The sequence below is a fragment of the Streptococcus sp. SR1 genome (assembly GCF_000526075.1).
Classification (GTDB): domain Bacteria; phylum Bacillota; class Bacilli; order Lactobacillales; family Streptococcaceae; genus Streptococcus; species Streptococcus halitosis.
In genome coordinates this window covers 118739-134296 of sequence record NZ_JATR01000021.1, presented here as the reverse complement: position 1 = coordinate 134296, position 15558 = coordinate 118739, and the positions used below count along the sequence as shown (strand labels likewise).

Annotated in this window: 17 protein-coding genes; 12 read left to right on the top strand and 5 right to left on the bottom strand. The window is 41.3% G+C overall.

The features are described 5' to 3' along the window. Window positions 1-43 precede the first annotated feature (43 nt). From HMPREF1518_RS07750 to HMPREF1518_RS07735, 4 genes are all read left to right on the top strand, one after another. Window positions 44-970 (top strand): bifunctional riboflavin kinase/FAD synthetase, encoded by a 927-nt coding sequence (locus HMPREF1518_RS07750; RefSeq protein ID WP_033585347.1) that lies wholly within the window; start codon window positions 44-46, stop codon window positions 968-970. Window positions 971-1117: 147 nt separating this feature from the next. Further along, complete coding sequence (locus HMPREF1518_RS07745; protein WP_033585341.1) at window positions 1118-1312, top strand: hypothetical protein; 195 nt, start codon at window positions 1118-1120, stop codon at window positions 1310-1312. Between the two features lie 75 nt (window positions 1313-1387). After that, complete coding sequence (locus tag HMPREF1518_RS07740; RefSeq protein ID WP_033585340.1) at window positions 1388-1624, top strand: AbrB family transcriptional regulator; 237 nt, start codon at window positions 1388-1390, stop codon at window positions 1622-1624. Then, on the top strand, window positions 1621-2034 hold the full coding sequence (locus HMPREF1518_RS07735; RefSeq protein ID WP_033585338.1) for a type II toxin-antitoxin system death-on-curing family toxin: 414 nt from the start codon (window positions 1621-1623) through the stop codon (window positions 2032-2034). The genes HMPREF1518_RS07740 and HMPREF1518_RS07735 overlap by 4 nt, the downstream gene beginning before the upstream one ends. Before the next feature lie 92 nt (window positions 2035-2126). Here HMPREF1518_RS07735 and HMPREF1518_RS07730 read toward each other — a convergent pair whose 3' ends face one another. The 3 genes from HMPREF1518_RS07730 to HMPREF1518_RS11050 are packed head-to-tail and all read right to left on the bottom strand — an operon-like array spanning window position 2127 to window position 3976. Continuing rightward, window positions 2127-2942, bottom strand: coding sequence for a TIGR03943 family putative permease subunit (locus HMPREF1518_RS07730; RefSeq protein WP_033585336.1), 816 nt, complete (start codon window positions 2940-2942; stop codon window positions 2127-2129). Further along, entirely contained in the window at window positions 2939-3844 is a 906-nt protein-coding gene (locus HMPREF1518_RS07725; RefSeq protein WP_033585335.1) for a permease, read from the bottom strand. Before HMPREF1518_RS07725 ends, HMPREF1518_RS07730 begins: the two co-directional genes overlap by 4 nt. Beyond that, entirely contained in the window at window positions 3845-3976 is a 132-nt protein-coding gene (locus tag HMPREF1518_RS11050) for an SPJ_0845 family protein (protein ID WP_000268696.1), read from the bottom strand. 130 nt (window positions 3977-4106) lie between these two features. Between HMPREF1518_RS11050 and HMPREF1518_RS07715 the strand changes: the two genes are divergently transcribed. The 5 genes from HMPREF1518_RS07715 (at window position 4107) to HMPREF1518_RS07695 (ending at window position 10126) form a co-directional block, all read left to right on the top strand. Continuing rightward, window positions 4107-6236: a Tex family protein gene (locus HMPREF1518_RS07715; protein ID WP_033585334.1), complete on the top strand. Its 2130-nt coding sequence runs from the start codon at window positions 4107-4109 to the stop codon at window positions 6234-6236. Further along, the gene (locus HMPREF1518_RS07710) at window positions 6223-6666 is read left to right on the top strand and encodes a SprT family protein (protein ID WP_033585332.1); all 444 of its coding nucleotides are present in this window, start codon (window positions 6223-6225) and stop codon (window positions 6664-6666) included. Before HMPREF1518_RS07715 ends, HMPREF1518_RS07710 begins: the two co-directional genes overlap by 14 nt. Before the next feature lie 59 nt (window positions 6667-6725). Next, entirely contained in the window at window positions 6726-6998 is a 273-nt protein-coding gene (locus HMPREF1518_RS07705) for a PspC domain-containing protein (protein WP_001092795.1), read from the top strand. A gap of 379 nt (window positions 6999-7377) precedes the next feature. Further along, window positions 7378-8136, top strand: coding sequence for an ABC transporter ATP-binding protein (locus HMPREF1518_RS07700; RefSeq protein WP_033585331.1), 759 nt, complete (start codon window positions 7378-7380; stop codon window positions 8134-8136). Window position 8137: 1 nt separating this feature from the next. Further along, a complete protein-coding gene (locus tag HMPREF1518_RS07695; protein ID WP_033585330.1) occupies window positions 8138-10126 on the top strand; it encodes an ABC transporter permease in 1989 nt (662 codons plus the stop codon). A 40-nt stretch (window positions 10127-10166) separates the two neighbouring features. On the opposite strand, the gene HMPREF1518_RS07690 is transcribed toward HMPREF1518_RS07695, so the two are convergent. Beyond that, complete coding sequence (locus HMPREF1518_RS07690; RefSeq protein ID WP_000136040.1) at window positions 10167-10862, bottom strand: VIT1/CCC1 transporter family protein; 696 nt, start codon at window positions 10860-10862, stop codon at window positions 10167-10169. 205 nt (window positions 10863-11067) lie between these two features. On the opposite strand from HMPREF1518_RS07690, the gene HMPREF1518_RS07685 reads away from it, so the two are divergent. From HMPREF1518_RS07685 to ftsY, 3 genes are read left to right on the top strand one after another with little or no spacing between them, the layout of a single operon-like run. Then, window positions 11068-11859 (top strand): Cof-type HAD-IIB family hydrolase, encoded by a 792-nt coding sequence (locus HMPREF1518_RS07685; RefSeq protein ID WP_033585329.1) that lies wholly within the window; start codon window positions 11068-11070, stop codon window positions 11857-11859. Then, window positions 11859-12677 carry a Cof-type HAD-IIB family hydrolase gene (locus HMPREF1518_RS07680; RefSeq protein ID WP_033585327.1) on the top strand — a complete coding sequence of 273 codons (819 nt, stop codon included), beginning with the start codon at window positions 11859-11861 and terminating at the stop codon, window positions 12675-12677. The genes HMPREF1518_RS07685 and HMPREF1518_RS07680 overlap by 1 nt, the downstream gene beginning before the upstream one ends. Before the next feature lie 3 nt (window positions 12678-12680). Continuing rightward, window positions 12681-13976: a signal recognition particle-docking protein FtsY gene (gene ftsY / locus HMPREF1518_RS07675; RefSeq protein WP_033585326.1), complete on the top strand. Its 1296-nt coding sequence runs from the start codon at window positions 12681-12683 to the stop codon at window positions 13974-13976. 44 nt (window positions 13977-14020) lie between these two features. On the opposite strand, the gene zwf is transcribed toward ftsY, so the two are convergent. Beyond that, window positions 14021-15508 (bottom strand): glucose-6-phosphate dehydrogenase, encoded by a 1488-nt coding sequence (zwf, locus tag HMPREF1518_RS07670; RefSeq protein WP_033585324.1) that lies wholly within the window; start codon window positions 15506-15508, stop codon window positions 14021-14023. Between the last annotated feature and the right edge of the window lie 50 nt (window positions 15509-15558).

Sequence of the window (15558 nt, the reverse complement as noted above, 5' to 3'; positions counted from 1 at the left end):
TTTCCTCTTAGCGAAAAGACTTTCTCTATGATATAATAGTTTCATGATTACAACAGTACCTATTAAGAACGAAAAAGATATTGCAGTACCAGGTAATACAGTCCTTGTACTAGGTTATTTTGATGGCATCCACAAGGGGCATCAGAAACTCTTTGAAGTAGCCAGTAAGGCTTCGATGAAGGATTATCTGCCAGTTGTCGTGATGACCTTTACAGAATCGCCAAAACTTGCCTTACAACCTTACCAACCTGAACTCATGCTTCACATCGTCAATCATGAGGAACGAGAGCACAAGATGAAGTGGCACGGAGTAGAGGCTCTTTTCCTACTTGACTTTAGTAGCAAATTTGCTAGTCTAACGGGTCAAGAATTCTTTGATACCTATGTTCGAGCTTTAAAACCAGCGATTATTGTAGCAGGATTTGACTATACCTTTGGCTCAGATAAGAAAACTGCGGATGACCTGATGGACTATTTTGATGGAGAGATCATCATTGTTCCTCCAGTTGAGGATGAAAAGGGCAAGATTAGTTCTACACGGATTCGTCAGGCAATTCTTGATGGAGATGTAAAGGAAGTCAAGCATCTGCTCGGCACTCCGCTCCCATCTCGTGGAATGGTCGTTCATGGAAATGCTCGTGGGCGGACTATTGGTTATCCAACAGCCAATCTGGTCCTAAGAGACCGAACTTACATGCCAGCGGACGGTGTTTACGTAGTCGATATCGAAGTGCAACGTCAGAGATATCGTGGCATGGCAAGTGTTGGGAAAAATGTTACTTTCGATGGAGAAGAACCACGTTTTGAAGTCAATATTTTCGACTTTTCAGACGATATTTACGGTGAGACAGTCATGGTCTACTGGCTGGACCGTGTTCGCGATATGGTCAAATTTGACTCCGTAGAGGAATTGGTAGACCAACTCCAGAAAGACGAAGAGATTGCTCGGAACTGGAAGGATGGAGAGTAGAAAAGTTTAAAAAAGTGAACCATATTTTGTGTTTGCTTTTTTATTTTTGAAAGAAATTTTTATAGCGAGAAACATAATTGAAGGTTGATTGAAAATCTGTTAAAATAGTGATATTCATAACTTTAAAACCAAAGAAAAGAGACTAGTATGATTACAGGCGAATTAAAAAATAAAATTGATCAGCTGTGGGAAATGCTGTGGACTGAAGGAAATGCAAATCCTCTAACAAATATTGAATATATGATAGAAAGAGCAAAATCACAATTGGCAATTCAAAAATCTCTGGAAGAATTGGAAACCTTGAAAAAATCACTTATGCTGAGTATTCCGGTTAAGCTCTGATATGAAATAGTAGTTTTACACTATCATTGTAATTACCGTAATTATTTGTTATAATACTTCAAAGGAGGAAATAAGATGGTCGTAAAAACAAGAAAACAAGGAAATTCAATCACCATTACAATTCCAAGCGAATTCAATATTCCAAGTGGTGTTAAATATGAAGCAAAATTGTTACCAAGTGGCGAAATTATCTTTACTCCTGAAGAATTGGATCATCAGGTCTCTTATGTTTCTGATGATGCCTTTAACTTAAAATTGGATACAATTTTTGAAGAATACGACGATGTTTTCAAAGCTTTGGTGGAAAAATGACAGTCTATCTAACAGAAAAGCAAATGGAAAAAATCAATGCTTTAGTAATTCAACGGTATTCTCCAAATGAGCAAATTCAAACAGTTAGCTCTTCAGCGTTAAATATGATTGTGAATTTACCAGAACAATTTGTTTTTGGCAAGCCTCTTTATCCAACAATTTTTGATAAAGCAACAATATTATTTGTCCAATTGATAAAGAAGCATGTCTTTGCAAACGCCAATAAACGAACAGCTTTCTTTGTTTTGGTGAAGTTTTTACAATTAAATGGTTATCACTTTACTGTTTCCGTGGAAGAAGCGGTTGATATGTGCGTGACTATAGCGGTAGAAGCTTTAACTGATGAAAGAATGATAAGCTACTCTAAATGGGTTTCTGAACATTCTATCAGAGAAATGATCAAAAAATAAGATAGTACGCTGGATTGAAATGAGCATAAGAAAAAATGAAAAGACAATATTAGAATTCTGTAATGCAGAAACTCTGATATTGCCTCTTTTTATTAAAACACGCGATATACATAAGGATTTTCTGGTTTATCTACTTTTGTGAAACTCTCAACCTCTAGTGTTGGGAGTTTTTGTTTGAGTTCTTTATGGTAGTGGAGGGTCAGGGTTCCTCTAGCGGTAATCCAGGTATTGTCAGGATACTGGCGTGAGTTTCCCTTGGTCAGGAGTCCATATACTCCAGAGTCTGCGATACAGTGGATGATGCCAAAGCGAAAGAGGAACTGGCTATCTGGATGGCTAGGATCGTTATAGACGAAGCCTGTAAACTCGATTTTCTTTCCTTCAAACTCTTGAGGATAGTCATAGAGAACTTCCATGACCTCCATATAGTTATCGTCTGTAATTTGAATGGTTGGCTGGGTGAGGTATTTATCAGCTGTAGTCCTCATTTCCTTTTCATAAGCAGATTTGGAAAAATAGGTGCTGGTATCGGGTTTGAGGTATTGACTGGATGTTTCTTCGCTTGCCTGAATGGCTGTGTTGATTCCCTCAGCAAGTGGGAAATGATATCCTTTGGCAGATACGGTTCTCGAGTCCAAACTTACTGTAGGAAAGGCAACCCCAATCAACAGAGGTAGTGACAGTAAAAGGATGCTGATTCGTCTAGATCGACGACTTTCCAAATGGCTGTGAGAGTTGATTTTCTTGATCCAGATATAGAATTGGACCAGAGCCAACAGAAGAGAAAGGACCATAGAGATATAGACTAGATAGGAATAGTGGAGGTTGATGTAGTGACTGAGCTTGCCAGATAGCTGCAGATACAGAGTTAGGGCAAAATAACCCAGTAAAATGAAAAATCGGATCATAGCATCACTCCTATCATGTAAGAATAAAGCAAGACAAGCACTGTCACGATGCCCATGAATTGCCAGATGAAGCGTGCTTTGAGATAGTGTTTCAACATGAGGAGATTTTTGATATCAAGCATGGGGCCAATGACCAGAAAAGCAAGGACTGGCGCTAGGCCGAAGCTCGAGAGGAGAGAAGCACCGATAAAGGCGTCCGCCTCGCTACAAAGAGAGAGGAGAAAGGCTAGAAACATGAGCAAGAGAATCGCAAGGACTGGACTTGCGCTGATAGAGGTCAAGATCCGAGTCGGGACATAGACCTGCACGATAGCCGCAAAGAGACAGCCAAAGATCAAGTAACGCCCCATATCAAAAAACTCATCAATAGCTTGTATAAAGACCTGAAATATTTTTCTAGCAGGAGTCAAGTGTGAAAAGTCATGTTCATGACAAGCGATAAGATTCTCTTTTTGAATGGGTTCCTTCCAGAAAAATCCTAGGAAAATTCCAAGCACCAAAGCAATCACAATAGCTCCCAGAGCTCGCAATAAGGCAAATTTTATTGAATTGCCAAAGGCAGAATATGTAGCGAAAAGAACGATAGGATTGATGATGGGAGCAGTCACCAGAAAGGGAACCGCTGTGTAGTTGGGCACTTTCTTTTCCAGAAAACGATTGATAATTGGAACGATTCCACACTCGCATGATGGAAAGAGAAAGCCAATGAAGGTACCAAAAAAGATCCTCCCCCAACGATTGCGAGGAAGAAACTCATAAACTTTATCAGGTGTGATATAGACCTCAATCAACCCCGAAATCAGACTCCCAATCAGGACAAAAGGAAGGGCTTCAATCATGATGGAGAGAAAAATAGCTCCCGCTTGTAATACACTAGGAGGAAGAGATTGGAAAATCGTCATCTATTTTTTCTTCTCAACTTTTTCTTTTTTGTCTTTGTCATCTGGGAAAGTGACTTGTGTTAAGTCAGGAAGTTTGGCGAATTCTTCAAACATCTTGTCCAAATCATCCGTTTTTGTAAATTTAACAGCCATGGGTGTACCTCTTTTCTACATTCTACCTTTATTATACTATTATTTTGTGGAAATGGGATTATTTTGATAATCAAAGATGCAAAAACAGGTAAGGCAAAACAAGAGTTGTTCCTTATGGTATAATAGGTATATGGATAAAAAATATGAAAAAATTTCCCAAGATTTGGGTGTAACCTTAAAGCAAATCGATACCGTTCTAAGTTTGACGGCTGAAGGGGCGACAATTCCCTTCATTGCACGTTACCGGAAGGACATGACTGGTAGTCTGGATGAGGTAGCGATTAAGGCCATTATCAACCTAGATAAAAGTCTGACAAATCTCAACGACCGTAAAGAAGCTGTCTTAGCTAAGATTCAAGAACAAGGCAAACTAACCAAGGAATTGGAAGCAGCTATTTTGGCAGCTGAAAAATTAGCAGATGTTGAAGAACTCTATCTTCCTTATAAGGAAAAGCGTCGGACCAAGGCAACCATTGCCCGTGAAGCTGGACTCTTTCCTCTTGCTCGCTTGATTTTGCAGAATGTAGCTGACTTAGAGAAAGAGGCCGAAAAGTTTGTCTGTGAAGGATTTGCGACTGGTCAAGAAGCCTTGGCTGGTGCGATTGATATCTTGGTCGAAGCCCTATCCGAAGATGTGACCTTGCGTTCACTAACCTATCAGGAAGTGTTGAGACATTCTAAAATCACTTCGCAAGTCAAGGATGAAAATCTTGATGAAAAACAAGTTTTTCAGATATATTATGATTTTTCAGAGACAGTTGGCAATATGCAGGGTTATCGTACCTTGGCTCTCAATCGCGGTGAGAAACTAGGGATTTTGAAGGTCGGCTTTGAACATGCGACGGACCGTATCTTATCTTTCTTTGCTGCCCGATTCAAGGTGAAAAATGCCTATATAGATGAAGTGGTTCAACAGTCAGTTAAGAAAAAGGTCTTGCCTGCTATCGAACGACGCATTCGGACAGAATTAACTGAGAAAGCAGAAGAAGGAGCTATCCAACTCTTTTCTGACAACCTGCGCAATCTCCTCTTGGTTGCTCCTCTGAAAGGACGCGTGGTTCTAGGATTTGACCCTGCTTTTCGTACTGGTGCTAAGCTTGCTGTCGTAGATGCAACAGGAAAAATGCTGACGACTCAAGTCATTTATCCAGTAAAACCAGCCTCCGCTCGTCAGATTGAAGAAGCCAAGAAAGATTTGGCAGACTTGATTGGTCAGTATGGTGTAGAAATCATTGCCATCGGAAATGGAACGGCCAGTCGGGAAAGTGAAGCCTTTGTGGCGGAAGTCCTGAAAGATTTTCCTGAGGTCAGTTATGTCATCGTCAATGAAAGTGGCGCTTCTGTCTACTCTGCCAGTGAACTTGCTCGTCAGGAGTTTCCAGAATTAACTGTTGAAAAACGCTCGGCTATCTCTATCGCCCGTCGTTTGCAAGATCCCCTCGCGGAATTGGTCAAAATCGATCCTAAGTCAATCGGTGTTGGTCAATACCAGCACGATGTCAGTCAGAAGAAACTGTCTGAGAGTCTAGATTTTGTCGTCGATACGGTGGTGAACCAAGTCGGTGTCAATGTCAATACCGCCAGCCCAGCTCTTCTTTCCCATGTGGCTGGACTCAATAAAACCATTTCTGAAAATATTGTCAAATACCGTGAGGAAGAGGGAAAAATCACTTCACGCGCCCAAATCAAAAAGGTTCCTCGCCTCGGTGCCAAAGCCTTTGAGCAGGCTGCTGGTTTCCTCCGTATCCCAGAAAGTAGCAATATTCTTGATAATACAGGAGTTCACCCAGAAAACTATGCTGCCGTTAAGGAACTTTTCAAACGCTTGGATATCAAGGACTTGAATGAAGAAGCCCAAAATAAGCTTAAGTCTCTTTCTATCAAGGAAATGGCGCAAGAACTAGAACTTGGCCCAGAAACCCTTAAAGATATCATTGCTGACCTTCTCAAACCAGGTCGAGACTTCCGTGATTCCTTTGACGCACCTGTACTCCGTCAAGATGTACTGGATATCAAAGACTTAAAAGTTGGCCAGAAGCTAGAAGGTGTGGTGCGTAATGTCGTTGACTTCGGTGCCTTCGTTGATATCGGGATTCACGAAGACGGCCTCATTCATATTTCTCATATGAGTCGCAAATTTATCAAACATCCCAGCCAAGTGGTGTCTGTTGGAGATTTGGTAACGGTTTGGGTTAAAAAAATCGATACCGAACGTGAAAAAGTCAATCTGTCGCTCCTCGCTCCAGATGAATCTAACTGAGTACGTTCAGTCTGTTTCACTCGTAGACTTTGGTAGACCCTTTACCCACCAAGCCCAGTGGAATTCTCGTCTGCGAACGACAGGTGGGCGATTTTTCCCTAAAGATGGGCATTTGGATTTTAATCCCAAGGTCTATAATGAACTTGGTTTGGAGGTTTTTCGGAAAATCGTGCGCCATGAACTCTGTCACTATCACCTTTATTTTCAGAAAAAGGGTTATCGGCATAAGGACCGAGATTTTAAAGAACTTTTGAAAGAAGTGGATGGACTGCGCTTTGTTCCCCCTTTGAGAGCCCAAAGTAGTTACCTAGTCTATCAGTGCCAATCTTGCCAGCAAACTTATCAGCGTAAGCGTAGGATTGATACAAAACGCTATCGTTGTGGCGTCTGCCGTGGTAAACTTGTCATCTTAAATCGGCCTAAGGACTGATGTTTGTGCCCCTGTTTCATGCTATACTAGTTGTAAGAATACCGAAAGAGGAAACAATCATGAATACAAAATTTTATAAAATGAGACGAAATCGTATGGTGTCAGGAGTTTTAGCCGGTCTGTCAGACAAGTGGAATTTTGATGTAACCTTAGTTCGCTTTCTCTTCGCCATTTTTACCATATCAAATTTTGGAGTTGGTGTGATTATTTACATCATTCTCGCCTCCATCCTGCCAACTAAGGAAGAAATCGAAGCAGAAATGTACGGAACAGGACCACGCAAACGCAAGGAAGCCGAAGCAATTGATGACAATGATGGCTGGTTTTGGTGAGTTGGATTTTGAAATAGTTTATAGATACTTTCCTTATTTCTCAAAGAGGTCAGAAAAAGAAGTGAACCTTAACCCTTGCATCCGCAAGGGTTTTCTTCTTGCCTTTCTTTTATGGTAAAATATTGATAGCGAAATTGCTTGATTTTTTCAATCTTACAAAAATGTAAGATTAAAGTCTCTTTTGTAAGGTTAGGTTATGGCAAGCCGCCTTTTTTTGCGATAAACTAGACTCATAAAGAACAAAGGAGTAAAACCATGAAAAGAATCTTACAAAAGAAAACAAGAAAACCAAGTCAAAAAGATATCGAGCGTGTTCAACTGGGATGCGCTATGATGCAAGCGCAGTTTCAAATGATGGGATATTAAGAAGGAGAAAATCATGACACTTTTAGATGTAAAACACGTTCAAAAAATCTACAAAACACGCTTCCAAGGCAACCAAGTAGAGGCTCTCAAAGATATTCACTTTACCGTAGAAAAGGGTGACTACGTTGCCATCATGGGAGAGTCTGGTTCTGGGAAATCAACCCTGCTCAACATCCTAGCTATGCTGGATAAGCCAACTCGTGGTCAAGTTTACTTGAACGGAGTAGACACAGCCACCATTAAAAACTCACGGGCTTCCAGCTTCCGTCGTGAGAAGTTGGGATTTGTCTTCCAAGACTTTAACTTACTAGATACCTTGTCTGTCAAAGACAATATCTTGCTTCCTCTAGTTTTATCAAGGAGACCCATCACTGAGATGATGAAGAAATTGGTAGTGACAGCTGAAAATTTGGGCATTAACCAATTGCAAGAGAAGTACCCTTACGAGATCTCAGGCGGTCAAAAGCAACGGGTAGCAGTAGCACGCGCCATCATCACAGAACCTGAAATTCTCCTTGCGGATGAGCCAACAGGAGCCCTTGACTCCAAGTCATCTGCAGCCCTTCTTGATGTATTTGATGAAATCAATGAACGTGGCCAAACCATTCTCATGGTAACTCACTCAACGGCAGCAGCCAGCAGGGCCAAGCGCGTTCTCTTTATTAAAGACGGCATTCTTTACAACCAAATCTACCGTGGAGACAAGACAGAGCGTCAGATGTTCCAAGAAATCTCTGACACTTTGACTGTTATGGCAAGCGAGGTGAATTAGTATGTTCCGATTAACCAATAAGTTAGCGGTATCCAACTTAATCAAAAACCGCAAACTCTACTATCCCTTTGCCTTAGCAGTTCTCTTAGCAGTGACCATCACCTATCTCTTTTACTCACTGTCACTTAACCCTAATATTGGCAAGATCCGAGGGGGAGAAACTATCTCTATGACCCTCGCTCTTGGTATGGTGGTTGTTACCATCGCTTCTGGAATTATTGTCCTGTATGCCAATAGTTTTGTCATGAAGAACCGCTCCAAGGAGCTGGGTATATATGGTATGTTGGGTCTCGAAAAGCGCCATTTGATCAGTATGGTTTTTAAGGAGCTTCTTATTTTTGGTTCCTTAACCTTGACAGCTGGTCTCGGCCTAGGAGCTCTCTTTGATAAGCTAATCTTTGCCCTTCTTCTGAAGCTGATGAAGATGAAAGTGGAGCTCGTTTCGACTTTCCAACCAATTGTCTTTATCCTAGTTCTCATCGTCTTTGGAGCTATCTTCCTAGGTTTGATTTTTATCAATGCCTTTCGCATCGCACGCATGAATGCCCTTCAGCTCTCTCGTGAAAAAGCTAGTGGTGAGAAAAAAGGACGTTTCTTAGGCCTTCAAACCATTCTAGGTCTAATCAGTTTGGGAGCGGGTTATTACCTAGCAGTTACAGTTGAAAACCCACTTTCTGCTGTTCTGATTTTCTTCGTAGCAGTCTTGCTGGTAATTTTTGGAACTTATCTTCTCTTCAATGCAGGAATCACAGTTTTCCTACAAATCTTGAAGAAAAACAAGCGTTACTATTACCAACCTAACAACATGATTTCTGTATCCAATCTCATTTTTCGTATGAAGAAAAATGCTGTTGGTCTAGCGACGATTGCTATTCTCTCAACCATGGTCTTGGTGACTATGTCTGCTGCAACGAGTATCTTTAAGGGCTCTGAAACTTTCAAGAAAGTCATGAATCCACATGATTTTGGAATTACAGGACAGAATGTTGAAAAAGAAGACATAAATAAACTCCTAGACCAGTATGCTAGCGATAAAGGATTGACTGTCACAAAGAAAGAAGTCCTTACATACAGTAGCTTTGGTGTAGCAAACCAAGAAGGTACGAAATTAACCATTTTTGAGAAAGGTCAAAATCGTGTTCAACCGAAAACTATTTTTATGGTCTTTGACCAAAAAGATTACGAGAATATGACGGGTCAGAAACTTGCACTTTCAGGTAAGGAAGTCGGATTGTTTACTAAAAACAAAGAACTTCAAGGACAGAAAGAACTGACTCTAAATGACCAGACCTATACAATAAAGGAAGAAATCAAAAAAGATTTTATTCTTGAACATGTCCCAAATCAGTACAATATTCTAACTTCGGACTATAACTATCTGGTTGTTCCTGACCTACAAGTCTTTCTTGACCAGCATCCTAATTCTTCCATCTTTAATCAATACTACGGTGGTATGAATGTAACAGCTAGTGAGGAAGAGCAACTCAAACTTGCCAACGACTATTCAAAATTCCTTGGTGATTTTAATAGAGAATTAAGCAAAGAAGGAAGCTATGTTTACGGAAGTAATCTAGCTGATAGCAGTGCGCAGATGAGTGCTCTCTTTGGTGGAGTCTTCTTCATCGGTATCTTCCTCTCTATCATCTTTATGGTGGGAACAGTTCTTGTCATCTACTACAAACAAATCTCTGAAGGCTATGAAGACCGTGAACGCTTTATCATTTTGCAAAAAGTCGGTCTCGATCAAAAGCAAATCAAGCAAACCATCAATAAACAGGTGCTAACTGTTTTCTTCCTCCCTTTGCTCTTTGCCTTCCTACACCTTGCCTTTGCCTATCATATGCTTAGTCTCATCCTAAAAGTCATTGGGGTGCTAGATGCAACCATGATGCTGACTGTCACTCTGTCCATCTGTGCGATCTTCCTCATCGTCTATGTTTTAATCTTTATGATTACCTCAAGAAGCTATCGCAAGATTGTGCAAATGTAAAAAAAGATACCTCGATATTTATCGAGGTATTTCTTTTATCTTAGATACTAAAGAGTTGTCCTAAGAGGAAGGTTACTCCCATGGTGAGAAGTCCGATACAGAGGTTACGGATCATAGCAGTTTTCGTAGGTGCTTTTCCTAATTTAGCACTGGTATAGCCAGTGACGAGAAGGGAAAGGGCTACGATAAGAACAGTTGCTGGAATACGATAGTCACTTGGAAAGACGGTGATGGAAAGCATAGGAGGAAGACTTCCCAGTACAAAGGCGATAAAGCTAGAGATAGCAGCATGCCAAGGGTTGGTAAACTCTTCGTACTCGATTCCATACTTCTCTTCGACCAAGGCTTTGAGGGGATTTTTTAAAAAGGCCTTGTTGGTCAAGAGTTGGGCGGACGTTTCACACTCACCATTTTGAAGGTAGGCAGCATAGAGGGATTGTTTTGCAGATTCGATGTCCTTATCCAAGAGCAACTGTTCTCTAGCAACAGCGGCTTCTTCCGTGTCTTTCTGAGTGGATACAGAGACATATTCGCCACCTGCCATAGAAAAAGCACCAGCGAGGATAGCGGCTAGTCCAGATAAAAAGATAATCCAGATATTGCTTGTCGCACTAGCAACCCCGATAACCACTCCAGCGATGGAAATAATCCCATCATTGGCACCCAGAACACCCGCTCGTAGGATATTGAGTCGGCCTGCAAAGTTTGCATCAATTTCATGTTTTATTTCTGTCATAGTCATCTCCTTTCTCTTCATTATAGAGAAAAGGGTAGGGGAATACAAATTTTTTAAACTATCTGAAAAAAGTTCTACGATTCTAATTTTTAGGCCCTTTGAAGTTTCTCCGAAAAAGTAGTGCTATCCTACTGTACTAGAACTTTTTAAACTTATCTATGGTATAATAGAAGATAGATTTATCAATTGGAGAATAAAGGATTTTATGATTAAACTTGTAGCAACGGATATGGACGGAACCTTTCTAGATGGAGAGGGTCGGTTTGATATGGAACGCCTTAAAAATTTACTTGTTTCCTACAAGGAAAAGGGGATTTATTTTGCAGTGGCTTCAGGTCGTGGTATTCTGTCCCTGAAAAAGTTGTTTGCGGATGTACGTGATGAAGTGATTTTTATAGCTGAAAACGGGAGCTATGTTGAGTTTCATGGAGAGAATATGTACGAGGCTACTATGTCTCGCGACTTTTACTTGAGTACTTTTGAAGCTTTAAAGAAATCACCCTATTTTGATGAAAGAAAAATGCTTCTGACAGGGAAAAAAGCGTGTTATATATTGGATACAGTCGATGAGACCTATCTCAAGTTCAGCCGTCACTACAATGAGAATATTCAAAAAGTAGCGAGTTTAGAAGATATCACAGATGAGATTTTTAAATTCACTACTAACTTTACTGAAGAAACGATAGAAGCTGGAGAGGCATGGGTCAACGAAAATGTTCCTGGTGTGAAAGCCATGACCACAGGTTTTGAATCCATCGATATTGTCTTAGACTATGTTGATAAGGGTGTGGCTATTGTTGAGCTAGCAAAAAAACTGGATCTAACCATGGATCAGGTTATGGCATTTGGCGATAATCTCAATGACCTTCATATGATGCAGGTTGTTGGGCACCCAATCGCTCCTGAAAATGCGCGACCAGAGATTTTAGAATTAGCAGAAGCAGTGATTGGCCACCATAAGAACCAATCAGTGATGGCTTATATGGAGGGCTTATAATGGCAGATATTAAATTGATTGCACTTGATTTGGATGGTACCTTACTGACAACAGATAAAAGGCTGACAGATCGTACCAAGGCGGTCCTCAAGGCTGCGCGTGATCGTGGCATCAAGGTCGTACTGACAACGGGGCGTCCTCTAAAGGCTATGGATTTCTTTCTCCATGAGCTGGGGACTGACGGTCAGGAGGATGAGTACACCATCACCTTTAATGGTGGTCTAGTGCAAAAAAACACAGGAGAGATTCTCGATAAAACAGTCTTTTCAATCGACGATGTGGCACGCTTGTACGAGGAAACTGAAAAACTCGGATTACCGTTAGACGCCATTTCAGAAGGAACAGTCTATCAAATCCAGTCTGACCAAGAAAGTCTCTATGCTAAGTTCAACCCAGCCCTGACTTTCGTACCTGTCGCTTTTGAAGATCTATCTAGTCAGATGACGTATAATAAATGTGTGACTGCCTTTGCCCAAGAACCTTTGGATGCAGCGATTCAACAGATTTCTCCAGAATTGTTTGACCAATATGAAATCTTCAAATCGCGTGAACTCTTATTGGAATGGTCGCCGAAAAATGTCCACAAGGCAACAGGTTTAGCGAAATTAATTAAACACTTGGGAATCGACCAAAGTCAAGTCATGGCTTGTGGGGACGAGGCCAATGACCTTTCCATGATTGAGTGGGCGGGTCTAGGAGTTGCCATGCAAAATGCAGTTCCAGCAGTTAAAGCAGTTGCCAATGTGATTACCCCGATGACCAACGACGAGGAAGCTGTTGCCTGGGCTATCGAAGAATATGTGCTAAAGGAGAGTTAAAAAATGGGATTATTTGACCGTTTATTCGGAAAAAAAGAAGAGCCAAAAATCGAAGATGTTGTAAAAGAAGCACTGGAAAATCTTGATTTGTCAGAAGAGGTTGAAGAAAACCAAACGGCAGTCGAAGAAACAGCGACGGACAAAGTGGAAGAAACACCTGCTCAAGAAGAACTTCCTCAGGTCTCGACAGAAGAAGTTATTGAACCAGAAGCAGTCGAGGAAACTGCTCAGGAAGAGCTTGAGCTAGAATCTGATGAACTGGAACGATTCCAAGAGTCAGAAAAAATTCTAGAAGAAGAGAGCCAAGAATCTCTAGAAACTGAAGAAGAACTAACGTCTGAAGTTGTAGAAGAAGAACTTCCTCAGGTTGAAGAAACCGCTCAGGAAAAATATGACCGCAGTCTCAAGAAAACTCGTACGGGATTCGGTGCTCGTTTGAATGCCTTCTTTGCCAACTTCCGTTCAGTCGATGAAGAATTCTTCGAGGAATTGGAAGAACTGCTCATCATGAGTGACGTCGGTGTGCAGGTCGCTTCAAACTTAACAGAAGAACTACGTTATGAAGCCAAATTAGAAAACGCTAAGAAGCCAGACGCACTCCGTCGTGTCATTATCGAGAAATTGGTTGAACTCTATGAGAAGGATGGCAACTACGATGAGCAAATCCATTTTCAAGATGGTTTGACAGTCATGCTCTTTGTTGGTGTTAATGGTGTTGGGAAAACAACTTCTATCGGGAAATTGGCTCATCGCTACAAACAAGCTGGCAAGAAGGTCATGTTGGTTGCGGCAGATACATTCCGTGCTGGAGCTGTTGCCCAGCTAGCTGAATGGGGCCGTCGTGTTGATGTTCCTGTTGTGACGGGGCCTGAAAAGGCTGATCCAGCTAGTGTAGTCTTTGATGGGATGGAACGTGCTGTAGCAGAAGGGATTGATATCCTTATGATTGATACAGCAGGTCGTCTGCAAAACAAGGACAACCTTATGGCCGAGTTGGAAAAGATTGGTCGTATTATCAAACGTGTCGTTCCTGAAGCACCTCATGAAACCTTCCTGGCCCTTGATGCGTCAACTGGACAGAATGCCTTGGTACAAGCTAAGGAATTTTCTAAGATAACACCATTGACAGGAATTGTTTTGACAAAAATTGATGGAACTGCCCGAGGTGGTGTTGTACTAGCCATTCGAGAAGAACTCAATATCCCTGTAAAATTGATTGGTTTCGGTGAAAAAATCGATGATATAGGGGAATTTAACTCAGAAAACTTTATGAAGGGTCTTTTAGAGGGCTTGATTTAATACAAAATAAATATCCTGCAAGTTAATCTTGCAGGATATTTTTGCTATTCTAAACGTCCATCTTCACGATAGGCGATATCTGGTTGCCAGGTCCATTTGGCTCCATACTTCTCAAGTAAGTCAAAGCTAGCTTGTGGTCCCATGCTCCCAGATTTATAATCGTAGAGTGGAGCTCCGTTTTCAGCCCAGAGTTTTTCAATACGGTCAATCAATTTCCAAGAAGCACTTACCTCATCCCAGTGGCTAAAATTGGTTGAGTTGTTGTTCAAGACATCGTAGATTAATTTCTCGTATGGATCTGGTGAGGCTCCAGTAGCAGTAGCATCTGTACGGTAATCCAGAGAACTTGGTGCCAGGTTAAATTCTTCACCGACTTGCTTCCCATTGAGGCTGAGTGAGAAGCCTTCAGTTGGTTGGATATAGATTGTCAAAATGTTTGGAGCAAGAGGCTCTCCAAAGATAGAGTCCATTTGCTTAAAGACGATATTGACATGAGTGCCTTTTTCTGTCAGGCGTTTACCAGTACGGAAGAAGAAGGGAACACCACGGAAACGATCGCTATCTACAAAGAAGGCGCCAGATGCAAAGGTTTCTGTTGTAGATTCAGGATCGACATTTGGCTCGCTTCGATAGGAAATGTATTTCATACCATCGATTTTACCAGAGCGGTACTGACCACGGATAAACTGTTCTTTCAATTCTTCCTCAGTTGGATGATAGAGGTTTTTAAAGACCTTTATCTTTTCAGCACGAATCTCATCCTTTGTAAAGCTAGCTGGTTTGTCCATGGCTAGAAGAGAGAGGAGTTGGAGTGTATGGTTTTGCACCATATCACGAAGGGCGCCAGATTGATCATAGTAGCCACCACGTTCTTCTACACCCAAGCGCTCTGCAAAGGTAATCTGAACATTATCGATGTGTTCGCGATTCCAAACATTCTCAAAAATCATGTTGGCAAAACGAACAGCAAAGATACTCTGAATCATCTCTTTACCTAGGTAATGGTCGATACGGTAGATCTGCTCCTCATCAAAGGCCGCAAGGAGATCTTCATTGAGCTTGCTCGCTGTTTCGTAGTCTGTACCAAATGGTTTCTCAACGATCAAGCGCTCAAAACCTTTGCCATCGACAATGTTTTCAGATTTGAGGTGCTTGGCAATGGTTCCAAAGAACTGAGGTGCCATAGACAAGAAGAAGAGCTTGTTGTGTTCAGCTTGGTATTTTTCATTCAGCTCAGCTTGTAATTGACGCAAAGCAATGTAATGTTCCGTATCATTCACATCATGGCTTTGATAGTAGAAGTGGCTAGCAAATTCTTGGGCTTGCTCGGTACTATCTGCCAAGTCAAGGATGGACTCGACAACTACAGATTCAAAATATTCCTTACTCCAAGGTCTACGAGCTGTTCCGATAACAGCAAAATGCTCAGAGAGATTGCCTGATTTATAGAGCCTGAAAAGGGAAGGGTAGAGTTTGCGTTTAGCTAAATCTCCACTCGCACCGAAAATTGTAACAATAACCTTTGATGACATCTAGCTACCTAATTTCTATATTTTTTCCTAGTTGGACTAGGGATGAGATT